Below are 25,244 nucleotides of genomic sequence, written 5' to 3'. Positions count from 1 at the left end.
TCGGGCGGGCCGTGACATCCGGCGACCGAACAAGTTCACCAACGTAGACAAACGCCCGGGAGCTGTCGACCGAATCGGCCGCTTTGTGATCGAGACAACCATTCGCACTAGGGTTGAGTGGATCTCAGGTCGAACATCGTGCCTGCGTTTCTGCAGCTGAAGGGTTCACCATGACCGACAAATCAGTCTCCGGCGCCGTCGATCGGGCCACGGACAGTTCCGCCTTCGAACGCCTGGCGCGAGCCGGGCACGTCGTCAGCGGACTGCTGCACCTGCTGATCGCCTACATCATCTTCCGGCTGGCATTCGGTTCCGGTGGCAGCGCCGATCAGTCCGGCGCACTCGGAACCCTCGCAAAGAACTCGGGCGGCAAGTTCGTGTTGTGGCTCGCGGCGGTGGCCTTCGTGGCCATGGCGCTGTGGCGTCTGGCGGAGACCATCGTCGGACCACATGCCACCGAGCCGGGTGATGGGAGCAATTCCGAGGGAAAGAAGGACGCGTCCGCGCTCTTCGACCGGCTGAAGGCCTTGAGCCTGGCGGTCGTCTACTTTGCCTTTGCGTTCTCGGCGGTTCAATTCGCCCGTGGCACAGGCCAATCGAGCGGTAAGCAGAACTCCGGCCTGTCAGCTCGCCTGATGGAGAACGGGGCGGGCAAGACGCTGCTTGTTGTCATCGGGCTGATCATCATCGCCGTCGGCGCGTACCACGTCTACAAGGGCGTGACGAAGAACTTCCTCGACGACCTGAAGGTTTCCGACGGCAAGGTCGTGACTCCCCTCGGTGTGGTCGGGTACACCGCCAAGGGCCTAGTGCTGGCCGGCGCAGGGATCCTGGTGATCGTGGCATCGGTGAAGTCGGATCCGTCCAAGGCCACCGGCATCGACGGTGCAGTCAAGACGCTCGGAGAAGCACCGTTCGGCCAGTTCTTGCTGGTGCTCGCCGCCATCGGCATCGCAGCCTACGGCGTCTACAGCTTCGCGATGGCTCGCTACTCACGCATGTAAACCCCGATGATGTGCCCTTTTGGCGTCCCCCACCTGGGAGTTCGCTCGCCAAAAGGGCACACTTCGGGGAAGGGCAGGCGGTCAGCCCAGCTTGCGTAGGCGGGGTTCGAGGTCTTTCTGGAAGTTGGTCAGGAACCGCTGCTGGTCGTGTCCAGGGGCGTGGAAGACCAGATGGTTGAGGCCGGCGTCGGTGTACTGCTTGACCTTCTCGACAGCCTCATCAGGATCGGAGGCGACGATCCAGCGTTTGGCGACCTGCTCGATCGGGAGTTCGTCGGCCAGACGTTCCATCTCGGTGGAGGAATTGACGCTGTGCTTTTGCTCCGGGGTCAGCGACAACGGCGCCCAGAAACGGCAGTTCTCCAACGCCAGCTCAGGATCGGGATCGTAGGAGATCTTGATCTCGATCATCCGGTCGATGTCCTCAAAATTCCGCTCCGCCTTCTCCGCGCCTTCCTTGACCGACGGGATCAGCTTCTCGGTGTAGAGGTCCATCCCCTTGCCCGAGGTACAGATGAAACCATCACCGGCACGGCCTGCGTAGCGGGCGACCACCGGACCACCGGCAGCGATGTACACCGGCACCGGCTGCTCGGGAATGTCATACATGTAGGCGCCCTGGGTGTGGTAGTAGTCGCCCTCGAACGACACTTCCTCCCCGGTCCACAACTCCCGCATCAACCGGACCGCTTCCCGCAGCCGCGCGAAGCGTTCCTTGAACTCGGGCCACTCCCCCTGAAAACCGGTCGCGTACTCGTTGAGTGCCTCACCCGTACCCACCCCGAGCATGATCCGACCCGGGTACATGCACGCCATCGACGCGAACGCCTGCGCGATGACCGCCGGGTTGTACCGGAACGTCGGTGTCATCACCGAGGTACCGATCTGCACCCGCTCGGTGCGCTCACCCACCGCGGCCATCCACGCCAACGAAAACGGGGCATGCCCACCGTTGTGACGCCACGGCTGAAAATGATCGGACACCGCAACCGAATCCATACCGTGGGCCTCAGCCGCCACCGCGATCTCGACAAGCTCACGCGGATTGAACTGCTCTGCCGAAGCCTTGTATCCGAGTCGCAATGCCACAGTGATCTCCTCATCGTCCAGCTCTGTCCAGCACAGGTCTTTCCAGTTCACCACAAACCCGCACCGCAAAGGAGGCCGGGCGGATTCAGCTGTGGGCATATTCGATTGACTTCAAGTTAACTTGAACTCCTACAGTGGTTGTATGAGTATGGAGTCGGTTGCCAGGAACACGCTGTACCGGTCGATGAACGCACCCGACCTCAGCAAGGAACGCAGACGCGAGAACCGCCGGGAATCGATGCGCCGGATCGCCGAGTTCGCTCGGCCGCACCGCGGCAAGCTCGCAGTGTTCATGGTGCTCAGCGTGGTGGTGGCCGTGCTCACCGTCCTCACTCCCGTCTTGGCCGGCCGCGTGGTCAACAACATCGTCGACGGCGGCGCCGCTTCCACCGTGGTCTGGCTGTCCATCCTCATCGCCGTCATCGCGGTCGCCGAGGCAGGCACCGGCCTGGTGGTCAGCTGGCTCTCGTCGACCATCGGCGAGGGCCTGATCTACGACCTGCGCCGCTCGGTGTTCGACCACGTGCAAAAGATGCCCGTCGCCTTCTTCACCCGCACCCGCACCGGCGCACTGGTCAGCAGGCTCAACAATGACGTCATCGGCGCACAGCGCGCGTTCTCCGACACGCTCTCGGGAGTGGTGTCGAACATCGTCACCTTGTCCCTGACGCTGGCCGTGATGATCTCGATCAGCTGGCAGGTCACCCTTCTCGCGCTTGTCCTGCTACCGCTGTTCGTGATCCCGGCCAGACGGATGGGCAAGCGCATGGCCGCGCTGTCGAGGGAAGCGGCGGAATACAACTCACTGATGTCGACCCAGATGACCGAACGCTTCTCCGCCCCCGGCGCCACCCTGATCAAGCTGTTCGGGCGACCGCATCAGGAGTCGAACGAATTCGCTTGGCGCGCAGACAAAGTACGCGACATCGGAGTGCGTCGGTCGGTGGCGCAGAGCATCTTCGTCACCTCCCTCACCCTCGTGTCCGCGCTGGCATTGGCCCTCGTCTACGGTCTGGGCGGCTACCTGGCGGTGAACGGACATCTCAACGCCGGCGCCGTGGTGTCGTTGGCGCTGCTCCTCACCCGCATGTACGCACCGCTGACGGCGCTGGCCAACGCCCGGGTCGAGATCATGAGCGCTCTGGTGAGTTTCGAGCGTGTCTTCGAGGTGCTCGATCTCAAGCCGCTCATCGCCGACAAACCCGATCCCACCCCCGTGCCCGAGGGCCCACTGTCGCTGAGCTTCGATCACGTCAGCTTCAGCTACCCGTCGGCGGAGAAAGTGTCGCTGGCGTCGCTCGAAGAGGTTGCGGTGCTGGACAAGCGGGGCGGCGAAGAGGTCATCCACGACGTGTCGTTCACCGTGCCGCCCGGCCAGATGGTTGCGCTGGTGGGCAGTTCCGGAGCCGGCAAATCGACCATCGCCCAGCTGGCCACCAGGCTCTACGACGTGGACTCGGGCGCGGTTCGCCTCGGCGGCAACGACGTCCGGGATCTCGAGAGCGGAGAACTACATCGGGCCATCGGATTGGTCACCCAGGACGGTCACCTGTTCCACGACACCGTGCGCTCGAACCTGTTGCTGGCCAATCCCACTGCCGATGAACAGGACATCTGGGACGCACTGCGGCGGGCACGGCTCGACGGCCTGGTGGCGAGTCTGGCCGACGGCCTCGACACCGTGGTCGGCGAACGCGGCTACCGCCTGTCCGGTGGTGAGCGCCAGCGGCTGACCATCGCCCGACTGCTGCTCGCCCATCCTGCCGTGGTGATCCTCGACGAGGCCACCGCCCACCTCGACTCCACTTCGGAGGCAGCAGTGCAGGAAGCGCTGGCCGAAGCGCTCGCCGGCCGCACATCGGTGGTGATCGCCCACCGCCTGTCGACCATCCGAGCGGCCGACCAGATCCTGGTGCTCGAAGACGGTCACGTCATCGAACGCGGCACCCACCTCGACCTTCTGTCGCGTGGCGGCCGATACTCAGAGCTGTATCGAACGCAGTTCGCCGACCAGACCGATCAACCTGCCGATTCGTCGGTTCAGACCGCGCCGTCTCTGCCGCCATTGGGCTCGGACCGGGCCTGACGCACGAGTGAAGCAGCCTTCTCCAAGCTCAGGCCGCGGTCGGCCCGGCGGAGTTTGCGGATGGCGTTGACCTCGTTGTCGATGCCGTCGGTGACCTCGCGGACCTCGGACAGGGTCCATGGCAGCGGCTTGGGCTTGGGCCGCAATTCGGTGACGATCAGGCCGATGTTGACCGCGATGATCGCCATCCCGAGTGCAAACCAGCCCCATCTGCCGTCATTTGCCCAGCTCACGGACAGCAGCGCAACACAGACCATCAGGACCAGCGAACCGATCACCGTCAGACTGGTGCCGAATTTCTTCAGAGCATGCATGGGTCAAGTGAACACGGCCACCCCTCAGGGCCGCACCCCGGCCTTTGCAAAGCCTTTGAGGGCGTACTTGTTGTAGCGGGTCGTGGCAGGCAACCGTCGGTAGATCGGATCGAGTGCGCGTACCGCGGCACAGAACCGTTCGTAGTTGCGCTGTTTGCGGTCGCTCCAGGGCAGGCCGAGTTGCTCGCGGGAGCGAGCCGGCAGGCCGCCGGTGGTGATGAATGCCGCCACCGGGTTGACGATCGGGGAGATCAGTATCCAGACGATCGGCTTCATCCCGGGAGGCAACGGATAGCCCTTGGTCACGTAGCCGACGCCGTACCGCGCGGTCTTGTGCGGGATCAGCACCTCATCGACCATGTGATCCCAGTACTTCACGAAGTCGGCGTAGTTGGCAGGCATCGGCCGATCACTCACGCCATAGCGGCGATACCAGGTAACCGACTCTGCGTAGATCTGCTCTTTCTCCGCGTCCGTCAGCTTCTTGATGAAGCGATCGGTGGCGGTGAGCACGATGTCGAGGAAGGTGGCGTGGGCCCAGTAGTAGGTCTCGGGGTTCAGCGCGTGGTAGCGGTCGCCGCCCGGCATCGTGCCCTTGATGTCGGTGTGGAAATCGCGAACCGTGGGGCCCGCGCTGTCGCCTTCAGGGGCGTAGACCGTCCCGTAGATGCCTGGCAGCGACCGCTTGATGCGCGCGAACGGGTCATCGAAGAACACCGAGTGTTCCAGTACGGCCTGCCCGAGTTCAGGGAGCATGTTCTCGAGCACCCCGGGGCGCGGACCCAGCAGCGAAGCCCGATTGTCGCCGAAATACTTCCAGGTCAGCGAGTCGGGGCCGAGCGGCGCGCCGACGACCTCCGGCCGTGCGTAGTTCTCGTCGGGTGCGGCTTTGCCCTCGGTTGCGTCAGAGGTCGATGTTTCGATTGCCTCGGTCATGTGGGTGACGGTAGCACCAATGGAACACATTTCACAGACCGTTCCATTGATTGGTTCGCGCCGTCGCACCCCGCTCGGGCGAGCGTCACATTCGTTCAGACCGCCAGCGCACGGTCCGATTCGCGGGGATCGACGATGTCGGAATAGTGCGCTGCGTCGCCGGCCACCACCTTGCTGCGTTCGCCGCCCACGCTCACGGGCACGTCGCCCGCGAGGGTGATGCGGTTCAGCCGGCGGTACTGGTCGTCGTAGTCGGCCACGGCGTAGTGCTGGGTGGCCCGGTTGTCCCAGATGGCCAGATCGCCCGGCTGCCAGTTCCAGCGAACAGTGTTCTCCAGCTTGATGATCCGCGCTTGCAGCACGTTGTACAGCTCGGCCGACTCGGCGCTGCCCAGGTCGACAAATCGTTTCACGAAGTGACCCAGCAGCAGCGCCCGCTCACCCGTCTCCGGATGTACCCGCACCACTGGGTGTTCGGTCTCGTAGTAGGTGGACTGGAACTCGGCCCGGTACTCCTCGGTGTGCCGGGACACCACCGACTGAGCCGAGCTCGCCGCGTAGTCGTACACGTTGCTGTGCACCGCCCACAGGTTCTCGGTGAGCGCCCGGAGCGATGCCGGCAGCTGTTCGTAGGCGGCAACCGTGTTCGCCCACACCGTCGAACCGCCGTAACTCGGCAGTTCGACCGCACGAAGGATGGACGCCTTGGGGATGCGGTCAACAAAGGTGACGTCGGTGTGCCAACTGTTGGCCCGGCCGTAGTCGGAGTCGATCGGCAAGATGGTGTCACCCCGCGACGTCACCGTCGGATGGGCGGTGGTCGGGATACCGAGGGCTCGGGCGAACGCCAGTTGACCGTCGTCGTCGAGGTGGTCCTGCCCCCGGAAGAAGATCACCTTGTGCTCGAGCAGGGCGGCGTTGATTGCCGAAACCGACTCGGGGGCAAGGTCTCCCGACAGTTTCACCCCATCGATACGCGCGCCGACATTCGATCCGAGCTTGACCACGTCGAGCTGTGCAGACATTGGGTAGCCGCCTTCCGGGAACTTCGCTGTGAGTGTCTTCGCAGTGAAGTTATTCGGGGCAAGCCGATTCGGTAACCGTTCAGCGCGTCCTGAACGAAAGGTCGAACCCGAACGAAACAGCGCCGATCACAACGGATTACCGGAAGGCATCGTGGCCGGTGAGCGCCTTGCCGATCACGAGTTGATGCATCTCGGACGTGCCCTCATAGGTGAGTACGGACTCGAGGTTGTTGGCGTGCCGGATGATCGGATACTCCAGCGTGATCCCGTTGGCCCCCAATATCGTCCGGCAGGTTCGGGCGATCTCGATGGATTCGCGGACGTTGTTGAGTTTGCCGAGACTGATCTGTTCCGGTCGCAACGTTCCCGCATCCTTGAGCCGGCCGAGATGCAGCGCCAGCAGCATGCCCTTGCCCCATTCGAGCGACATGTCGGCGATCTTGGCCTGCGTCAACTGATATCCCGACAGCGCCTTGTCGAACACCTCGCGGTCCCCGGCGTAGGCGATCGCCGTCTCCAGGCAGTCCCGAGCTGCTCCAAGCGCGCCGAACACGATGCCGAATCGCGCCTCGTTCAAACAACTGAGTGGCCCCTTGAGACCTTCGACGCCCGGCAACATCGCCGACTCGGGCAGTCGCACGTCTTCCAGGACGAGTTCGGAGGTGACCGACGCCCGTAGCGACATCTTGTGTTTGATCTCCAGTGCGCTGAACCCGGGAGTGTCGGTGGGAACGACAAACCCACGGATCCCCTTCGAACCCGTCGCGAGATCGGTGCGGGCCCAGACCACCGCGACATCGGCCACGGATCCGTTGGTGATCCACATCTTGGTGCCGTTGAGCACCCAGTCGTCGCCGTCACGCTTGGCGTTGGTGCGCATGCCCGCCGGATTGGACCCGAAGTCGGGCTCGGTCAGGCCGAAACAGCCCAGCGCACGTCCGGCCGACATCTCCGGTAGCCACCGTTGCTTCTGTTCATCGGAACCGAAGGCGTGGATCGCGAACATCGACAGCGACCCCTGCACCGAGACAAAGCTGCGCAAACCGCTGTCGACGGCCTCGAGTTCGGTACACACCAGGCCGTATGTGGTCGCCGACATGCCCGCACAGCCGTAGCCGTCCAGGTGCATGCCGAGAACACCGAGCTCACCCAGTTCGGTGGCGAGCTCCCGTACCGGCAACTGGCCGGCCTCGAACCATTCGGCCATGTGTGGACGCAAGCGGGACGATCCGAATGCCCGGACAGTGTCCCGGATCTCGCGCTCGTCGTCGCTGATCAGCGAGTCGGTTGCGAAGAGTTCCGGTAGTTGCTGAGAATTGTTCACCGGGCTATCCCACTCCTTGTAGTGATCGTCCGCGGCCTTTTCGGCCGGATCCGGTCGCGGCTGCGGTTGCGAATGCGGCGGTCCTCGCGATTGCTTTCAAGGCATCGGGCAGACGACCGGCGAGAACAGGGAACGCGTGCACCTGCCATGAATGGCTGTGCAGATCGGCCTGCACGCCGTCGGCCATCAACTTCTCCACCAAAGCCACCGCATCGGGTTCGAGCATCTCATCCTCGGCGGTCACCACGATCGTCGGCGGGAAGGCCTCGCTGTCGATGTCCGTCACCGAACGAGCACCGGTCAGGGCGATCGGCCCCTTGTCGAACTTCGGGGCCAGCTTGGCGAACTTGCTCATCGGCAGGTACGCATCCGACCGGCTGGTGCGGTCGGGATTGCTCGCCATGTCGAGGTCGAGGAGCGGCGAGTAGGCGACGTACGCCACCGGCCGCGGCAAGCCGTCGCGGTGGGCGAACTCGATCACCTTGGCGGCCAGGAACCCGCCTGCCGAATCCCCCGCCACGATGACGCGGTCGAAACCACGCTCGAGCACCAGTTCGCGATAGGCCTGATAGGCGTCGGTGACCGAGGTGCCCACCCCTGCCTCCGGGAGCTGTCGGTAGGCCACCGAGTAGAGCGGCAGGTCGATGTCGAGGCACAGGCGGGCCGCGACTGCGCGATGCGTGGCCAGCCCACACACCACCAGAGCCCCGCCGTGCAGGTAGAGCACGGCGGTCGCGTCATCGCGTTTGCTGGGTCCGGCCGGCACCATGAGTTCGACCGGGCGACCGGCGAGGGTCATCTGCTCGCGGACGACGCCGCGGGGGCCCGGGGCCAGTGCAAAAAGTTCATCGATCATGAACAGCGGCCGGAGCCCGAACACGCTGATCGGCCACAGGGCGAGGGCCGGTTTGACGAACAGCCGGGAGCCCAGCCAGATCGGGTACGAGCGCAGACTCGGGTGTCTTTGTGCGGTGATGGTCATGACGAACCTCCATGCGTCCAGTCGTGCGGCGCGGCGGTTTCGGCGACCACGGCGGCTACCCCGGATGGGTGAACCCAAGGCGAACCGTTGGTGAAGTTCATCCCATCATGCGCCCTCCCGACCTGCACGCGCACGAATGAACACGGTGATTTGTGATCTGGTTGGCTTCGCGGGGCCGGTACCTGCTGCGACAATGAGCATTCTTTGACTTGAGAAAGGACCTCGGTGACAGCTCCGACCCTGGCGCAGTTCAGCAGATCAGCGCAGGCGCCGACCGCACGCACCCTGATCGACATCCTGACCGAAACCGCGTCAGCTCATCCGGATGCACCCGCCATCGACGACGGGGAGTTGGTTCTCACCTACTCCGAGGTCATCGACCTGATAGACGAGGGCGCGGCGTGGCTCGGCAGCCGCGGCATCGGCCGGGGCGACCGCATCGGGATCCGCATGCCCTCGGGCTCACGCGAGCTGTACCTGGCCATTCTCTCGACGCTGGCGGCCGGCGCCGCCTACGTTCCGGTGGACGCCGACGATCCACCCGAGCGGGCGACACTCGTCTTCGGCGAGGCCCAGGTGGCGGCGGTACTCGGCGCCGACGGTCTGCGGTGGCCATCCGACCTCGGTCTTTCTCGTTCGAGCGACAGCGACGTCGACCGGCCGGCGGACGCCCAGCGACCGACCGTCGAGGACGACGCGTGGATCATCTTCACCTCCGGTTCCACGGGGACGCCGAAGGGTGTGGCGGTGACCCACCGCAACGCCGCCGCGTTCGTCGACGCCGAGGCCGAGATGTTCCTGCAGGACGAGCCGCTGGGTCCGGGCGACCGGGTCCTGGCCGGTCTGTCGGTCGCGTTCGACGCGTCCTGCGAAGAGATGTGGCTGGCCTGGCGCTACGGCGCATGCCTGGTGCCTGCACCACGCGCCCTCGTGAGGTCGGGTATGGACCTCGGGCCGTGGCTGGTGCAGCGTGACATCACTGTTGTCTCGACGGTTCCGACCCTGGCGTCGCTGTGGCCACCGGAGGCCCTCGAAGCGGTGCGACTGCTGATCTTCGGCGGCGAGGCCTGCCCGCCCGAGCTCGGTGCCCGTCTTGCCGTCGACGGCCGCGAGGTGTGGAACACCTACGGCCCCACCGAGGCGACCGTGGTGGCGTGCGCCGCGCAGCTCGACGGCACCATGCCGGTCCGCATCGGTTTGCCGCTGGCCGGCTGGGATCTCGCGGTGGTCGATGGCGACGGGCAGCCCGTTGCGCCCGGCGAGATCGGCGAGCTGGTGATCGGCGGAGTGGGTCTGGCCCGGTATCTCGACCCGGCCAAAGATGCCGAGAAGTACTCCCCCATGGACACACTCGGCTGGGACCGCGCGTACCGCAGTGGCGACCTGGTGCGTTTTGAACCCGAAGGCCTGGTCTTCATGGGTCGCGCCGACGACCAGGTGAAGGTCGGTGGCCGGCGGATCGAGCTCGGCGAGGTCGACAACGCGCTGCAGCATCTGCCGGGTGTCGGTGGCGCCGCCGCGGCGGTGCGCAAGTCCGCCGCGGGCAACTCGGTTCTCGTGGGTTATCTCGTGTCCACCGATCCCGACTTCGACATCGCACTCGCCCGCGACCGGCTCTCCGACCAATTGCCCGCCGCGCTGATACCCCGGCTCGTCCTGGTGGACGAACTGCCGACCCGCACGTCGGGCAAGGTCGACCGCAACGCGCTGCCCTGGCCCCTGCCGTCGTCCGGGGACGACGAGACGCCCGGCGACCTGAACTCCACCGAGGCGTGGGTGGCCGAGCGCTGGACCGCGGTACTCGGGGTGTCGATCACCGACGCCGAGACCGATTTCTTCTCCGAGGGAGGCGGTTCGCTGGCGGCGGCCCAGTTGGTCACCGCGCTGCGCGAACGTTTCCCGACGGTGACGGTCGCCGATCTCTACGACCATCCCCGACTCGGCTCGCTGGCGCAGATGCTCGACGACATCAACCCCGGGGCGGTCACCGAAAAACGCATCGTTCGCCCCACCCCCCGCCGAACCGGTCTTGCGCAGGTGGCGTTGTCGGTGCCGCTGACAACGCTCACGGGACTGCAGTGGGTCACCTGGCTCGCGGTGATCAACAACGTGCTCGCATGGTTCACCGACGCACCGTGGATCCATCCGGTGAACTGGTGGGTGGTGTTGGCGGCGTTCATCGTCTTCATCACCCCGCTGGGCCGGATGGCCATCGCCGCGGGCGGGATCCGCTTGTTGCTCGCCGGGGTGGAGCCGGGTGACTATCCACGCGGCGGGTCGGTGCACGTGCGATTGTGGATCGCCGAGCGGCTCACCGAGGCCAGCGGCGCAGCCAACCTCGCCGGTGCCCCCTGGATGATCTACTTCGCCCGATCGCTGGGCGCTCAGATCGGCCACGGCGTGGACATGCACAGCCTCCCGCCCGTCACCGGCCTGATCACCCTCGGCGACGGTTGCTCCGTCGAGCCGGAGGTGGACCTGGCCGGCTGGTGGATCGACGGCGACGTGGTCCACATCGGCGACATCGAGATCGGTGCCGGCGCGAGCGTGGGATCGCGCTCGACCTTGTTGCCCGGCACCACCATCGGAGCCAACGCCGAGATCGCCCCCGGTTCGGCGGTGATGGGCCGGATCAAGGGCGGCCAGCACTGGGCCGGGTCACCCGCGGTGAAAACCGGTAAGGCCCAGCGCCCCTGGCCCCACCACCGGCCGCCGCGGCGCAGCTACTGGGTGCCGATCTTCGGTCTGTCGTCCATCGCACTGGCCGGCGTTCCGCTCATCTCTCTGTGCGCGGGGCTCGCCGTGATCGGCGCGTGGGCCGGCAGCGCGGACCGGCTGCGGTCGGTCGCACTGCGCGCGCTGGCGCTCCTGCCGGTCGCGACCTTGGTGAGCCTTCTGGTGTTCGCATTCATCACGGTGGTGCTGGTGCGCCTGCTCTCCCTCGGGATGCGCGAGGGCTATCACCCGGTACGGTCGCGGACCGGCTGGCAGGTGTGGGCCACCGAACGGTTGATGGATTCTGCCCGCACCTTCCTGTTCCCGCTCTACGCGTCACTGCTGACGCCGTTTTGGTTCCGGTTGCTCGGCGCCGACATCGGCAAGGGCACCGAGATCTCGACCGCACTGGTGATCCCGAAGTTCACCACCGTCGGTGATGGGGCATTTCTGGCCGACGACACCATGGTCGCCTCGTACGAACTGGGCGGCGGATGGATGCACATCGACGAGGCGAAGGTGGGCAAGCGCGCTTTCCTCGGCAACTCCGGGATGACCGGCCCGGGACGAAAAGTCCCGAAGAACTCGCTGGTGGCGGTGCTCTCGGCCACCCCGAGCAAGGCCAAGTCGGGGTCGAGCTGGCTCGGCAGCCCACCGGTACGACTGCGCCGGGCGGCCGCACAATCGGACACCTCGCGGACCTTCGATCCGCCGATGAAGTTGAAGGTGGCCCGCGCTTCGGTAGAGACGTTGCGTCTGATCCCGGTGATGATCACCTTCGGCCTGGGATTGTTCGTGCTGATCGGCCTGCAGTACATCTCGCAGGAATCGAACATCTACGTTGCAGCAGCCGTCAGCGGGCTGGTGCTGTTGGTGGCCGGAGCCGCCGCCTGCTGCATCGCGGCCGCCGCCAAATGGGCTGTCGTGGGACGTATCCGGGCCACCGAGTACCCGCTGTGGAGCTCGTTCGTCTGGCGCAACGAGTTGTCGGACGCGTTCGTCGAGACGGTCGCGGCCCCGTGGTTCGCCAACGCCGCCACCGGAACACCCATCCTCAACCTGTGGCTGAGAATGCTCGGCGCCCACATCGGCAAGGGCGTCTGGTGCGAAACGTACTGGCTGCCCGAGGCCGACCTGGTTCGCCTCGGTGACGGCGCCACCGTCGCTCGGGGCTGCGTGGTGCAGACCCATCTGTTCCACGATCGGGTGATGGCCATGGACGAAGTCGTCCTGGGCGCCGGCGCCACCCTGGGACCGCACTGCGTCGCGCTGCCTGCCTCAGGACTCGGCGACGGGGCGACCGTCGGCCCGGCATCGCTGGTGATGCGCGGCGACGTGGTGCCCGATTCGACCCGCTGGCAAGGCAATCCGATCGCGCCCTGGAATTGAGGGCCCGGGATCAATTCGGGCGGGTGACGGGCCGGTTGTCAGTACGCGACGTCGCGGTCGCGATTGAGGTCGCGGCGGCGGCGCCGGCGATTCATCAGGTATCCGTCGCCACCGATCCGGCCGGTGTCGGCGAACCCGACGGCGACGAGGCCTGCGATCAGCGCCAACGGCAGTTCGTAGCCCTGATCGGCGTTCCAGAATCCGTTGTCGATGTGCGCGTAGAAGATCGCCCCGATCATGTCGGCGATCAGCAGCAAGGACACCAGCGGCGTGAGAACTCCGAGGATGAGCAGGATTCCACCACCGAACTCGACCAGCGCCGAGTACCACGCAGCGGCCGCAGGCAGGGGGATGTCCAACGACTTGAAGTAGGCCTCGGTGGCGTCGATCCCGTCTTTGTTCAGCTTCTGCCAGCCATGGAAGATGAAGATGATGCCGAGAATCACTCGGGCGACAAACGATGCGAGATTCCTCGTGGTACCCATGACTTCCGTCCTTCAGGTCGTTTGGCACATAGGTGTGTTTCCGGGCAGCGGCCCCACGGGTCTCAGAGCGCCATCGCCCTAGGAGCCATGTAACGTCATGAAAGACCAAACGTGGGGCCGAATAGGAGGATTAGTGCCAGGTAAAGCGGGCCGACGTTCCTCCGGGACAGGTCAACCGCTCCTCGGCGATCCCTCGGACGGCATCGATCCGTATCTGCCCGCCAACGGCAACCTCGGTTATCGCGTGTCCCGCTACGACCTCGACCTCGAATACCGGGTGGCGACGAACCGGCTTGCCGGGACCGCGACCATCACGGCCACCACGATCATCACACTGAACCGGTTCGCCCTGGATCTCTCTGGCGCCCTCAAGGTCGACCGGGTGACGGTCAACGGCACCCGCGCGCGGCGATTCAGTCACCGCAGCAACAAATTGACGGTCACGATGGAAGACGAGCTGCCACCGGGCGGCGTGATGACCGTCGTGGTGAAGTACTCGGGCAATCCGCGTCCGATCCGCGGTCGGTGGGGTGAAGTCGGCTGGGAAGAGCTCACCGAGGGCTCGCTCGTGGCGAGCCAGCCCAACGGCGCGGCATCGTGGTTTCCGTGTGATGACCACCCGATCTCCAAAGCGGCATACGGTATCTCGATCACCACCGATAGCCCGTTCATGGCGGTGGCCAACGGGTCGCTGCAGCGCAAACGGACCAAAGCCGCCCAGACCACCTGGGTGTACGAGCAGGTGGAGCCGATGGCGTCCTACCTCGCCACCATCCAGATCGGTCAGTACACGCGGCAGACCTTGACGACCAAGCCGGTGCCGATCCACGCGGTGATCCCGCCGAGACTGCGCAGGGACTTCGATGCCGAGTTCGTCAACCAGGCACGCATCATGGAAGCGTTCATCGAGTGGTTCGGGCCCTACCCGTTTCCTGAATACTCCGTGGTGGTCACCGACGACGAACTCGAGATCCCCATCGAGGCACAGGGTCTGTCGATCTTCGGGGCCAACCACTGCGACGGCTCAGGTTCTTCCGAGCGGCTCATCGCGCACGAGCTCGCTCATCAATGGTTCGGCAATTCCCTGACCCTGTCGCGCTGGAAGGACATCTGGCTGCACGAGGGTTTCGCCTGTTACAGCGAATGGCTGTGGTCCGAACGCTCGGGAGGGCTCACGGCCGAAGCGCAGTCGCGTAAGTACTACGACCGTCTCGCGTCGTCGTCGCAGGATCTTGCGATCGGTGATCCCGGACCCGCGCGCATGTTCGACGACGTCGTGTACAAGCGGGGCGCACTCACCCTTCACGCGCTGCGGAAGTCTCTGGGCGACAACAACTTCTTCGCCTTGTTGCGCGAATGGACCCGCGAGTACCGCTACAGCTCGGTCAGTACCGAGGACTTCACCGGACTCGCCGCCCGGTACAGCCCACAGCCGCTGCACGATCTGTGGCACCAGTGGCTCGAGCAGAAGGCGCTGCCGCCCTACCCGGGCCCCTGATGAGCGAAGGCCCGGCGAGCAATGTGGCCCCGAGTACTCGTGACTCCCTGAGCCGCGTGGCAGTGGCCACCGTGGTGGCCGCAGCGTCGGGTTACCTCGTGCTGTTGCTGGCGGCACGTGCCTTGGGCGCCGACGGGTATGCGGCGTTCGCCGTCTTTTGGGCCGCGTACGGATTGGTGACCGGCACCCAGAACGGACAGCTGCAGGAGACCACCCGAGCGGTTCGGCGCGCGCGTGAACGAGGGCACAACACCGGTGCCCGGCCGATGCCGATGAACGCGATCCTCGGGCTCGCCCTGGCTGCCGTGGTCGCCGTCACCTCCCTTGCCTGGGCCGGGGTTGTATTCGAGTCGGATCGTGTCGAATCGGTGCTGCTGCTGACGGCAGGAGTCGCGGCGTTCAGTCTCTACGCGGGGCTGGGCGGCGTGCTGTCGGGGCTGGGTCGATGGGGCGTTTTCTCGGCCCTTCTCGTCGTCGATGCGTTGATCCGCCTGCTGCTGACCGTGGTCGCGGTGGCTGCCGGATGGGGCCTACAGGCCTTCTTGGTCATCACGGTGGCGGGCACGGTCTCCACTGCGGTCGTCCTGGCCATCTTTGCCGGCGCACGGGGAGCGCTCGGCGCACGCGGTGATGTGCCGTCCGGCGATCTGGCGCGCAACATGCTCACGGCGATGGCAGCCGCGATGGCCAGCGCTGTTCTCGTGATGGGGTTCCCCGTGCTCATCTCGATCTCCAGCGACGGCCTCGACGCGTCTGCCGGCGCGGTGATCCTTGCGGTCACGCTCACCCGTGCGCCACTCCTCGTCCCGCTGAACAGCTTTCAGGGCGTCCTGATCAGCCGCTTCGTCGACAACCGTGATCACATCCTGCGGTCGGTGGCGTCACCGGCCGCTGTCGTTCTCGGGGTCGGTCTGGTGGGGATCCTGGCTGCGTGGCTGACCGGTCCGTGGCTCCTCGAGACCGTCTTCGGCGCCGACTACCAGCTGTCGGGCGCCGTCGTCGCGGCACTGACCGCCGGGGCCGTGGCGATGGCGATGCTGACCCTGACCGGGGCGATGGCCCTGGCCGCCGGCCGACATCGGCTTTATGCGGCCGGATGGTGGCTGGCGACGGCGGTGAGCGTGGGACTGCTGTTCATTCCGGCCGACCTGACGGTCCGCGTCCCGATCGCCCTGATGATCGGACCGCTGGTGGGCATCGCCGTACACCTGCTGGCAGCGCGCGGCGGATCAGCGCACGACGTGCCGGCCCAGGGCCCGGGCGACGCTCCATTGTCGGCCGACTAACGCGCTCGGCAAGAGCGTCGCCGCGTTGAGCCTCGAGGTGACGTGGCGTCGGGCGGCCCGTTCGGCCTTGGACCATCCCTGCTCGCGGCAGCGTGATGCCTCGGTCTCGAAGAAGGCGCGTTCCTCCTCGAACCGGCGGCCGTCGACCGCACGTACCGAGCTGACGGACTGCTGATGGCGCCGATAGAAAAAGGTGACATGGGGGTCGAACACCATCGATCCGCCTGCACGGGCGATGTCGGTGAGCAGCCCCAGGTCGAGGGCAACCTCGAGACCGGACCGGAAGCCGATGGGCGCCGCGATCTCGGTGCGCCACACCAGTGACGGGAAGTACGTCCAGTTCCCGCGGTAGAGGCTCTGCGCCATCGACTCGCCGCTCAGCGTGGTGGGCGAGGTGGGAGCCATCGAGGCCTTGACCCGATCTCCCAGCGGACGGACGACCTCACCTGCGGAATCGATGACGTCCACCCCGGGCTGCACCACCGCTGCCTCGTGGTGGCTCCCGAGTGCGGCGACCGCTCGCGCCAGGTGGTCGGGGGCCATCACGTCATCGCATCCCATGATGGTGAACGCGGGCGCCTCCACCAGATCCACACACCGACGGAAGTTGCCGTTGACCCCGAGATTCTCCTTGTTACGCAGGTAGTGCACCCGGGGGTCCGTCAGTTCCTGCAGCCAGCGTGCCGGTTCGGGGTCCGGATATTGGTCGTCGACCATCACCAGGCGGAAGTCGCCGTGGGTCTGGGCGAGGACGCTGCGCACGGCGGTCTTGAAGAGGGCGACGTCCCCGTAGAACGGCAACATGACATCGACCAGCACGGTGGAAGAATACGCTGCGGCGAACCGATAGACTCCCAGGCGGCCGGTTTGCAGTCGAGGTGGGCGTGGAGGTGGAACGATCACTGAGCCAGGTACTGCCGTGGGCAATTCAGATGTGTGGCTGATCGTTCCCGTCTTCAACGAAGCTCCGGTCATCCGATCGGTGGCCGGCGCGGCAAAACGGACCTTTCCGAACATCGTCTGTGTCGATGACGGCAGCAAAGACGGCTCTGCCGACGAAATACTGGCTGCCGGAGTACATCTGGTGCGACATCCGGTGAATCTCGGTCAGGGCGCGGCCATTCAGACCGGCGTGGAGTACGCGCGTTCCCAGCGTGGCGCCGAGTATTTTGTGACCTTCGATGCCGATGGCCAACATCAGGTGGACGACGTGGTGGCCATGCTGGACCGCCTGCGGTCCGAGCCCCTGGACATGGTCATCGGTACCCGATTCGCCGACGACCGGAGCAAGAGCGTTCCGGTGGTCAAACGGATGGCGCTGCGCACCATAGTGTTTCTCAGCCCGCGTACCCGCCGACTGGGTCTGACCGACGCTCACAACGGTCTTCGGGTCTTCAACGCCACGGTGGCCGCACAACTCGACCTGATCATGAACGGGATGAGCCACGCGTCGGAGTTCGTCGCACTCATCGACCATCATCAGTGGCGGGTTGCCGAACAACCGGTCACCATCCTCTACACCGAATACTCCATGGCCAAAGGTCAGTCGCTGCTCAACGGTGTGAACATCTTGACCGATGGCCTGCTTCACGGCCGGATGAGGCGGTAATCATGCTGGCCATTCAGATCATCCTGATCCTGTTTGTCATCGCGTTGGTCGGATACTTCATCACCCAGCGCGGCAACGCCAAGGCCTCGGCCTGGGTGAAGATCGCGTTTGTCGGCTTCCTGGCCTTCGGTGTGTATGCCTTGCTGCGGCCCGACGACCTCACCGTCATCGCCGGATGGGTGGGTGTCGGCCGTGGCACCGACCTCGTGCTCTATTGCCTGGTGGTGGCTTTCGCGTTCACCACCATCGGAACCTATCTGCGGTTTCGCGAACTGGAAGTGAAGTACGCGCGCCTCGCCCGGGCCATCGCTTTGCAGAATGCCGCGCTGGAGAACCGGAAAGCCGAACCCGGCGACGATCCGTTCTAGTGATGGTGCGCGCCCATCACGTCGTGCAGGATCCGGTGGACGATGGCGTCGGCGACCACACGGTAGTGCACCGTCCGACCTGTTTTGGTGGTGGTCACCCAGCCCTGTGCACGTAGGGCGCGCAGCGACTGGGAGGCCGCGTTCTCGGTGATCCGGGCGGCCGCGGCGAGTTCACTGACCGTTGCGTCCGGGTGTTCGTGCATGTGCGTGATCAGGCGCAATCGCGTGGAATCGGACAGCAGCGCAAAGCGTTTGGCCCAACCGTCGATATCGGTGTGCTCGTGGTCGCCCATGTCCGCCCCCACGCTCTCGTGCTGCTGCCCCGTCTCGTCGGTGTTAGGCTACGGCACGTAAATGTGTCTGTGCAGACACATGTTGTGGGCGAGGGAGTCGATCGGTGCCACGCATTCGTCGAATGCCTCTGTTCCTGGCTCTCGTCTGCGTGGCAGTGGCCGCCGCGGCAGGATGTGCGTCGCCGAGCGTGGATCGCACAGACCGCATCGTTCTGGCCGAAAGCCAGGAACTCGGTGGATACAACCCTGTCGCAGGCTACGGCGAACTCGGTGTGTCCCCTCTGTACGACGGCCTGCTGCGCCCAGCGTCCGACACCGACACCACGCTGCCCGATCTGGTTCCGGCACTGGCGGTCGCGGCGCCGGCACCCCTCGGCGAGCGGCAATGGCGAATGCAGCTGCGGCCAGGCGTCACATTCTCCGACGGATCGTCGCTGGACTCCGCCGATGTTGTCGCAACGTACAAAGCAGTGGCCAGCCCAATGGTCGCCTCCGACATCGCGACCCACTTCCGCCCCATCACCGACATCCGCGCCGACGGCACCGACGCCGTGGTCGTCACGATGGCCAACGACGCCGATCCGTCACCTCACCTGCTGCTGGGGATCGCGCCGTCCGAACGGATCGAGCAGGCACCCGTTGCCGACTGGACGTTGAACACCGAACCTGTCGGTACCGGCCCCTACGAACTGACGAGCCTGCGTCCGGACCAAGCCGCCTTCACCGCCCGCGACGACTACTGGGGCCCTAGTCCACAGGTGCGTTCGCTGGTGTTCACCCATACTCCCGACGACAACACCCGCGCCCAGCGCATCGTCGCCGGTGAGGTCGATGGCGCAAGCCTGCCGCCCGGGTTGCTCGGCGCGGTCGCCGGTCGCACAGGAATCACGACCATCGGGGTCGCATCGGCGGACTGGCGCGGAGTGTCGCTGCCGCGCAACAACTCTTTCACCGCCGACCCAATTGCGCGGACGGCGATGAATGTCGGCCTCGACCGGCAGACCATGATCGAGGACGTACTGGCAGGCCACGGTCGGCCCGCGAGCACACCCGTCGCCGAAGTCTACGGCGACGCCTACGATCCCAAAGCCCAGTTCCCCCACGATGTCGACAGTGCCGCGGCCATGCTCGACCGCGCGGGCTGGCGGATGGGCACCGAGGGTGTGCGGCAGAAAGACGGCAGCACAGCCCGATTCGAACTGCTCTACAACGCGCAGGACAGCCTGCGCCGTGACCTCTCCACCGCCTTCGCCGCGGCAATGGCACCGCTCGGCGTCGAGGTGCGGACACGAGGCACGAGCTGGGACGAGATCGACACCAGATTGGACACCGCGGCGGTACTCCTGGGCGGAGGCGAAACCCCCTACAGCATCGAGTCTCAGGTGTACGACACGCTGCACACCCGGGTTCCGGACTCGTCCCCGTACGCGAACCCGGGCAACCTCACTCCCCCTGGTGTAGATCAATTGCTCGACGAGGCACGGTCTGCCGGACCGTCGCCCACCACCGACGCGAGATATCGAGAAGTGCAGCAGCGGTACATCTCTGAGCCGTCGTATGTGTTCCTGGCCTTCCTCGACCACACCTACGCCTACCGCGATCTCGGTTGGAACCAGACCGCACCGATCCTCGAGCCACATTCACACGGGGTCTCCTGGGGCCCCTGGTGGAATGTCGCCGGGTGGACCCGATGAACGCTGTCACCCGATCGAGAGTCGTACCGGCAGTTCGACTTCTGGGCGTACGGGCGGTGGTCGCCGTGCCCGTGACACTGGCCGTGTCGGCAGCGATCTTCTTCATCGCGTCGCTCTCACCCCTGGACCCGCTGACCGTCTACCTCGGTGATGGATATCAATCTTCCACCCTGTCACAGCGGGCCGCAGTGCGGGAGGCATACAACACCGACGGCTCCTGGTACACCGCATGGTGGCGGTGGTTCTCCGAGCTGTGTCAGGGCAACCTCGGATGGTCGTCCACCCAATCATTGCCGGTGTCAACCGTTCTCACCGAGCGACTGCCGTTCACCGTCGCATTGTCACTCGCCGCGATGGTTGCTTCCGCGCTGATAGGGATCCTGCTGGGCACTCTGGCCGGGATGCGCCGCGGCGGACCACTTGACCAGACGTGTTCAGCTGTGTCTGCGGCGTTGGCCGCTGTACCCCCCTTTGTGGTGTCGCTGGTACTGGTGTCGGTGGTCGCGGTGTCGTTGGGGTGGTTCCCCACGTCGGGGGCAGCCGCTCCCGGCGACCCGTACACCGCACGGGGAATTCTCACCCACGGCCTCCTCCCCTTTGTGGCACTGACCATCTCGCAGATCCCATGGCTGCTGCTGACCACGCGTACGGCCGTGGTCGAGGCATCGTCGTCGGACGCGGTGCGCGCGGCGAGGGCTCGGGGTCTGCACGGCTGGGCACTGCTGCGCGGCCACCTTCTGCCGACATCCGTGGCACCTACCCTGGCCCTGCTCGGGACCCGGCTACCGGAGGTGATCGCCGGAGCCGCCATCGTGGAAACCGTCTTCGGCTGGCCGGGGCTGGCATCGGTGCTCGTGGACTCCGCGGTTGCGCTGGACTTCTCGCTGCTGGCGGCGTTGACGGTCGGGGCGGCGTTTGCCGTGTTGCTGGGTTCGGCAGCGGCCGACGCCGCGGCGGTGGCCATCGACCCACGGATCGGTGCGACGTCGTGAGCATGGCTTCATACGCGACACCGATACGCCGACAGTGGCCGTGGTTGTTGCTGATCCTCATCGCGACATCGGCCGTGGTGGTTCCCCTGCTCTCCGGTTCACCGGTCGCCGACTTCGGTGAAGCGTTGCGGGCGCCGGGCATCGGCCATCTGGGCGGTACCGACCACTCGGGATACGACCTGCTGACCCGCACAGCCGAGGGCCTGCGCATCTCGCTGACGCTGGCCGCGGTATGTGCGGTGGTGGCCACCGGGCTCGGAGTGCTGATCGGGGTGGGTTCGGTGGCAGCCGGCGGCTGGATCGATGCCGTCGTGATGCGCGTGGTCGACGGGGTGAACGCCCTGCCGCATCTGGTGATCGGCATCGTGATCGCAGCGATGTGGCGCGGCGAACCACTGGCGATCATTGCCTCGATCGGCTTGACGCACTGGCCCGCGGTCGCGCGGGTGGTTCGGGCGGAATTGCGGTCGGGAGCCGAGGCCGGCTGGGTACGGTCAGCTCGCCTTGCCGGGGCGTCTCGCTGGTTCGTGGGACGACACCACCTTCTGCCCGCCGTCGGCGGGCAAGCACTTGTGGCGATGGTGATGCTGTTACCCCATGCCGTGTGGCACGAGTCCACGCTTTCCTTTCTCGGCGTGGGACTCTCGCCCGATCGTGCCAGCCTGGGCACGCTGCTCGGCCAGTCCCGCGGTGACGTGATGCTGGGCGCGTGGTGGACGTTGGTGGTTCCCGCATCGGCACTCCTTGTCACCGCCCTCGCCGTCGCGGCCGGAGGTTCCGGATTGCGTCGACGACTCCAGCCACCAGGAGGTCAGGTGTGGTGACCGACATGGCTGCCCGGCTGGATGGATTCGGCGTTCGCATAGCGACCCGTGAGCGGGAGACTGCGACGGTCACCGGCCTCGACGGTGTCGACCTCGACGTCGCGGCTGGCGCGGTGACCGCTCTGGTCGGCGAGTCGGGATGCGGCAAATCGCTGGTGGCGCTGGCACTCTGCGGGCTGCTGCCACCAGGGTCCACAACTCGGGGACGGTTGCACGTGGCCGGCCATGAGGTGACCGACGCGGACGAGAAGACGTGGCGGGGGCTCCGAGGACATGCCGTCGGCCTGGTCCCGCAGTCTCCGGCGACGTCGTTCACCCCCGTCCGCGCCATCGGATCGCAGATTGCCGAAGTGGTCCAGGCCCTCGACAGTGACCGCAGTGCAATCGAATTGGCTGCGCTGGCGGGGCTGCCCGGCGACGCCCTCGGGCTGTTCCCACACCAGTTGTCGGGTGGGATGGTGCAGCGCGCCGCGATCGCAGCCGCGCTCGCCGGCCGACCGTCCGTACTGATCGCCGACGAACCGACATCCGCACTCGACACCGATCTCGCCGAGATGGTGTGGAAGTTGTTGCGCAGCATCGCCGATGACGGCGCCGCCGTCCTGGTCATCACGCACGACATCGCATCGCTGATCGCGTCGGACGTCTGCGACTCCCTCGCCGTGATGCGACGGGGTCGGATCATCGCGCAGGACTCCCCCCATCGGGTCCGGCAAGCAGCCGATGAACACACGCAGAAACTCTTCTCGGGGGTACCCGGGTGATCACCGCCCGTGCCATCGGGGTGCGGTTCGGCCGCACCACGGTGTTGCGCGACATCGACTTCGACGTTGCGCCCGGCCGTGTCAGCGGGATCATCGGTCGCTCGGGCAGCGGGAAGACCACGCTGCTGCAGGTTCTCGCCGACATCCGCACACCCGATGCAGGCGAGATGCGGTTCGACGGGACAGCCCGTGCGTCTCGCGGGTCGGTCGCGATGATCGATCAGCACCCGCGATTGGTCTGCAATCCCCGATGGACGTTGTCGCAGATCATTCGCGAACCCGGCGACATCATGCGGCGTCCGGTCGACCCGGACAGCTACGCCGCACGCACCGGGCTCGACCCGGAGTTACTGGACCGCTTCCCATCACAGGTCAGTGACGGCCAGCTTCAGCGTGCCTGCCTTGCCAGGGTGCTTGTCCAGGAGCCGACGTACCTGCTCTGCGACGAGCCCACCGCCATGCTCGACCCCATCGCCGCCGCCGACGTGGCGTCGCTGTTGAGATCGATTGCCGCAGAAGGGGTGGGCATGGCTTTGGTCAGCCACGACAGCGGGCTGGTCGAGCAGATGTGCTCGACGATCACCACGTTGCCCGGTCCCGGTGTTTCCTGAACCACTCAGGTGGTGAGGCTGCGGATGTAACCGATGACGTCGGTGTACTCGGGAAGCAGGCCACTCGCTTCGGCTTCGGCGAGCGTCGGCGCGGCAGTGTCCTTGTCCGACAGGGTGAAGGCGAGATCCGAGCCGTCGCGGGCCGTGGTGGGGAATTCGATTCCGATGGCCGGGTCCAACGGATTGATGCCGTGTTCACCGGTGGGGTTGTATCCGGTCGAGCACAGATAGGTGACGACGGAGTTGTCCTCGAGCGCCACAAACGCGTGCCCGAGTCCTTCACCGATGTAGAGCGCCCTGCGGTCGACGTCGTCGAGCAACGCCCCGTCCCAGGCACCGAACGTCGGTGACCCGACGCGGATGTCCACCACCACGTCGAAGATCGCACCTTTGGGACAACTGACGTACTTCGCCTGTCCCGGTGGCACATCAGCGAAATGCACCCCGCGCAGCACGCCGGCGGCCGACACCGAGAGATTGGCCTGCTGGAGGTCGAAGGGATGCCCGATCACCTCCGCCAGCAGGTCACCGCGGAATGCCTCCATGAAAAGGCCACGCGGATCACCGAACTTCTTCGGGGTGATCTCCCAGGCGCCGTCGATGGACAGGGGTTCGATCAGCATGTTCTCTATAGTTCCTTGCCGCGTTCGAGGAGGTCGATCAGGTAGGTCCCGTATCCCGACTTGAGCAAAGTCTGGGCGCGAGCCCGCAACTGGTCGTCGTCGATGAAGCCGCGTCGCCAGGCAACCTCTTCCGGCACAGCGATTTTCAGGCCTTGACGTTCTTCGACGGTCCGGACGAAGTTGCCCGCGTCCAGCAGTGAGTCGAAGGTTCCGGTGTCGAGCCACGCGGTGCCACGGGGCAGCACCTCGACGTGCAGTAGGCCCTTGTCGAGGTAAGCCCGGTTGACGTCGGTGATCTCGTACTCGCCGCGGGCACTCGGCTGCAATCCCGCTGCGATCCCCACGACATTGTTGTCGTAGAAGTACAGGCCCGGGATCGCGAAGTTGGACCGAGGATGCTCCGGCTTTTCCTGCAAGTCGATGGCCTTGCCGTCGCTGTTGAAATCCACCACCCCGTACGCCTCGGGATTGCGGACCCAGTAGGCGAACACCGCGCCACCCTCGATGTTGTGAAACCGGTTGAGCTGTGAGCCCAGCCCAGGTCCGTAGAAGATGTTGTCTCCGAGGACCAGCGCCACCGACTCCGACCCGATGTGATCAGCACCCAGAACAAACGCCTGTGCCAACCCGTCCGGACTCTCCTGCACCTTGTACGTCAGCGAGATCCCGAACTGACTGCCATCCCCCAGGAGGTTCTGAAAGGCAGACGAGTCGTGCGGCGTGGTGATCACCAGGATCTCGCGGATACCCGCCAGCATCAACGTGGTCAGCGGATAGTAGATCATCGGCTTGTCATAAACGGGGACGAGTTGTTTGCTCACACCTTGCGTGATGGGATGCAGCCGACTGCCGGTGCCCCCCGCCAGGATGATTCCGCGCATACGTGACACCTTAGGCCCCAGGCACTGGCGCCTACCCGATGAGCTGTCGATCGGTAGGGTTGCTGCAGTGAACGGAGGATTGACATGCGGGTACTGATCACCGGTGGCGCCGGTTTCATCGGCGCCAACTTCGTGCACCGAACCCTCGCGACCAGGCCGGATGCCCGGGTGAGGGTTCTGGACGCGATGACGTACGCCGCGAACAGGCAATCGCTGGCTTCGGTGTCCGATCAGATCGAATTGATCGAAGGAGACGTCGCCGACACCGCTGTGGTGAACCAATTGGTCGGCGACAGTGATCTTGTCGTCCATTTCGCCGCCGAATCGCACAATGACAATTCATTGGCCGACCCCTCGAGTTTTGTTCACACCAATCTCGTCGGCACATTCTCGATACTCGAAGCGGTACGTGCGCATGACGTGCGCTACCACCACATCAGCACCGACGAGGT

24 protein-coding genes are annotated in these 25,244 nt (G+C 65.6%); 13 read left to right on the top strand and 11 right to left on the bottom strand.

Features of this window, described 5'->3' with window-relative positions:
* Positions 1-170 precede the first annotated feature (170 nt).
* Positions 171-1,004 (top strand): DUF1206 domain-containing protein, encoded by an 834-nt coding sequence (locus tag KXR83_RS20570; RefSeq protein WP_437426415.1) that lies wholly within the window; start codon positions 171-173, stop codon positions 1,002-1,004.
* An 81-nt stretch (positions 1,005-1,085) separates the two neighbouring features.
* Here the strand turns inward: KXR83_RS20570 and fgd are convergent, their stop codons facing one another.
* Positions 1,086-2,093: a glucose-6-phosphate dehydrogenase (coenzyme-F420) gene (gene fgd, locus KXR83_RS20565; RefSeq protein ID WP_437426603.1), complete on the bottom strand. Its 1,008-nt coding sequence runs from the start codon at positions 2,091-2,093 to the stop codon at positions 1,086-1,088.
* A 142-nt stretch (positions 2,094-2,235) separates the two neighbouring features.
* Between fgd and KXR83_RS20560 the strand changes: the two genes are divergently transcribed.
* Complete coding sequence (locus tag KXR83_RS20560) at positions 2,236-4,179, top strand: ABC transporter ATP-binding protein (RefSeq protein ID WP_437426414.1); 1,944 nt, start codon at positions 2,236-2,238, stop codon at positions 4,177-4,179.
* Here the strand turns inward: KXR83_RS20560 and KXR83_RS20555 are convergent.
* The 5 genes from KXR83_RS20555 to KXR83_RS20535 all read right to left on the bottom strand — a co-directional run bounded on the left by KXR83_RS20555 (position 4,134) and on the right by KXR83_RS20535 (position 8,760).
* Positions 4,134-4,493 (bottom strand): hypothetical protein, encoded by a 360-nt coding sequence (locus KXR83_RS20555; RefSeq protein ID WP_437426413.1) that lies wholly within the window; start codon positions 4,491-4,493, stop codon positions 4,134-4,136. The two genes, KXR83_RS20560 and KXR83_RS20555, sit on opposite strands and share 46 nt — an antisense overlap.
* A 24-nt stretch (positions 4,494-4,517) precedes the next feature.
* Positions 4,518-5,429: an oxygenase MpaB family protein gene (locus KXR83_RS20550; RefSeq protein WP_437426412.1), complete on the bottom strand. Its 912-nt coding sequence runs from the start codon at positions 5,427-5,429 to the stop codon at positions 4,518-4,520.
* 95 nt (positions 5,430-5,524) lie between these two features.
* Positions 5,525-6,454, bottom strand: coding sequence for a TauD/TfdA dioxygenase family protein (locus KXR83_RS20545; protein WP_437426411.1), 930 nt, complete (start codon positions 6,452-6,454; stop codon positions 5,525-5,527).
* Positions 6,455-6,590: 136 nt separating this feature from the next.
* Positions 6,591-7,778: an acyl-CoA dehydrogenase family protein gene (locus tag KXR83_RS20540; protein WP_437426410.1), complete on the bottom strand. Its 1,188-nt coding sequence runs from the start codon at positions 7,776-7,778 to the stop codon at positions 6,591-6,593.
* Positions 7,779-7,782: 4 nt separating this feature from the next.
* Positions 7,783-8,760 (bottom strand): alpha/beta hydrolase fold domain-containing protein, encoded by a 978-nt coding sequence (locus KXR83_RS20535; RefSeq protein WP_437426409.1) that lies wholly within the window; start codon positions 8,758-8,760, stop codon positions 7,783-7,785.
* 225 nt (positions 8,761-8,985) lie between these two features.
* Between KXR83_RS20535 and KXR83_RS20530 the strand changes: the two genes are divergently transcribed.
* Positions 8,986-12,864, top strand: a complete 3,879-nt coding sequence (locus KXR83_RS20530; RefSeq protein ID WP_437426408.1) for a Pls/PosA family non-ribosomal peptide synthetase — start codon at positions 8,986-8,988, stop codon at positions 12,862-12,864.
* A 38-nt stretch (positions 12,865-12,902) separates the two neighbouring features.
* Here the strand turns inward: KXR83_RS20530 and KXR83_RS20525 are convergent, their stop codons facing one another.
* Entirely contained in the window at positions 12,903-13,349 is a 447-nt protein-coding gene (locus KXR83_RS20525) for a DoxX family protein (RefSeq protein ID WP_437426407.1), read from the bottom strand.
* A 133-nt stretch (positions 13,350-13,482) separates the two neighbouring features.
* On the opposite strand from KXR83_RS20525, the gene KXR83_RS20520 reads away from it, so the two are divergent.
* Both KXR83_RS20520 and KXR83_RS20515 read left to right on the top strand, forming a co-directional pair.
* Positions 13,483-14,847 (top strand): M1 family metallopeptidase, encoded by a 1,365-nt coding sequence (locus KXR83_RS20520; protein ID WP_437426406.1) that lies wholly within the window; start codon positions 13,483-13,485, stop codon positions 14,845-14,847.
* Positions 14,847-16,133 carry a lipopolysaccharide biosynthesis protein gene (locus KXR83_RS20515; protein ID WP_437426405.1) on the top strand — a complete coding sequence of 429 codons (1,287 nt, stop codon included), beginning with the start codon at positions 14,847-14,849 and terminating at the stop codon, positions 16,131-16,133. The genes KXR83_RS20520 and KXR83_RS20515 overlap by 1 nt, the downstream gene beginning before the upstream one ends.
* Here KXR83_RS20515 and KXR83_RS20510 read toward each other — a convergent pair.
* Positions 16,077-16,952: a glycosyltransferase family 2 protein gene (locus KXR83_RS20510; protein WP_437426404.1), complete on the bottom strand. Its 876-nt coding sequence runs from the start codon at positions 16,950-16,952 to the stop codon at positions 16,077-16,079. The genes KXR83_RS20515 and KXR83_RS20510 overlap by 57 nt on opposite strands.
* Positions 16,953-17,031: 79 nt before the next feature.
* Between KXR83_RS20510 and KXR83_RS20505 the strand changes: the two genes are divergently transcribed.
* Complete coding sequence (locus KXR83_RS20505; RefSeq protein WP_437426602.1) at positions 17,032-17,742, top strand: glycosyltransferase family 2 protein; 711 nt, start codon at positions 17,032-17,034, stop codon at positions 17,740-17,742.
* A 2-nt stretch (positions 17,743-17,744) separates the two neighbouring features.
* Entirely contained in the window at positions 17,745-18,110 is a 366-nt protein-coding gene (locus KXR83_RS20500; protein ID WP_023956351.1) for a DUF2304 domain-containing protein, read from the top strand.
* On the opposite strand, the gene KXR83_RS20495 is transcribed toward KXR83_RS20500, so the two are convergent.
* Positions 18,107-18,403 carry an ArsR/SmtB family transcription factor gene (locus KXR83_RS20495; protein WP_437426403.1) on the bottom strand — a complete coding sequence of 99 codons (297 nt, stop codon included), beginning with the start codon at positions 18,401-18,403 and terminating at the stop codon, positions 18,107-18,109. The genes KXR83_RS20500 and KXR83_RS20495 overlap by 4 nt on opposite strands.
* A 122-nt stretch (positions 18,404-18,525) precedes the next feature.
* Here KXR83_RS20495 and KXR83_RS20490 point away from each other — a divergent pair, with 122 nt between their 5' ends.
* Genes KXR83_RS20490 through KXR83_RS20470 form a run of 5 tightly spaced genes read left to right on the top strand, consistent with a single transcriptional unit; the run spans position 18,526 to position 23,288 of the window.
* Complete coding sequence (locus tag KXR83_RS20490; RefSeq protein WP_437426601.1) at positions 18,526-20,097, top strand: ABC transporter substrate-binding protein; 1,572 nt, start codon at positions 18,526-18,528, stop codon at positions 20,095-20,097.
* Positions 20,094-21,089 carry an ABC transporter permease gene (locus KXR83_RS20485; RefSeq protein WP_437426402.1) on the top strand — a complete coding sequence of 332 codons (996 nt, stop codon included), beginning with the start codon at positions 20,094-20,096 and terminating at the stop codon, positions 21,087-21,089. Before KXR83_RS20490 ends, KXR83_RS20485 begins: the two co-directional genes overlap by 4 nt.
* Positions 21,090-21,091: 2 nt before the next feature.
* Positions 21,092-21,913, top strand: a complete 822-nt coding sequence (locus KXR83_RS20480) for an ABC transporter permease (protein ID WP_437426600.1) — start codon at positions 21,092-21,094, stop codon at positions 21,911-21,913.
* Positions 21,907-22,677, top strand: coding sequence for an ATP-binding cassette domain-containing protein (locus tag KXR83_RS20475; RefSeq protein ID WP_437426401.1), 771 nt, complete (start codon positions 21,907-21,909; stop codon positions 22,675-22,677). The genes KXR83_RS20480 and KXR83_RS20475 overlap by 7 nt, the downstream gene beginning before the upstream one ends.
* Complete coding sequence (locus KXR83_RS20470; RefSeq protein ID WP_437426400.1) at positions 22,674-23,288, top strand: ABC transporter ATP-binding protein; 615 nt, start codon at positions 22,674-22,676, stop codon at positions 23,286-23,288. The genes KXR83_RS20475 and KXR83_RS20470 overlap by 4 nt, the downstream gene beginning before the upstream one ends.
* A 5-nt stretch (positions 23,289-23,293) precedes the next feature.
* On the opposite strand, the gene KXR83_RS20465 is transcribed toward KXR83_RS20470, so the two are convergent.
* Entirely contained in the window at positions 23,294-23,911 is a 618-nt protein-coding gene (locus KXR83_RS20465) for a dTDP-4-dehydrorhamnose 3,5-epimerase family protein (RefSeq protein ID WP_437426399.1), read from the bottom strand.
* 5 nt (positions 23,912-23,916) lie between these two features.
* Positions 23,917-24,792 carry a glucose-1-phosphate thymidylyltransferase RfbA gene (gene rfbA, locus KXR83_RS20460; RefSeq protein ID WP_437426398.1) on the bottom strand — a complete coding sequence of 292 codons (876 nt, stop codon included), beginning with the start codon at positions 24,790-24,792 and terminating at the stop codon, positions 23,917-23,919.
* 84 nt (positions 24,793-24,876) lie between these two features.
* Between rfbA and KXR83_RS20455 the strand changes: the two genes are divergently transcribed.
* Positions 24,877-25,244: GDP-mannose 4,6-dehydratase (locus KXR83_RS20455; protein WP_437426397.1), on the top strand; the 368-nt coding region annotated here is incomplete at its 3' end.

This window comes from Williamsia muralis (assembly GCF_051487485.1).
In the GTDB taxonomy this organism is placed as follows: Bacteria; Actinomycetota; Actinomycetes; order Mycobacteriales; family Mycobacteriaceae; genus Williamsia; species Williamsia muralis_B.
Note: the sequence above shows the minus strand (reverse complement) of the source record. Positions and strands in the feature narration are given on the sequence as shown.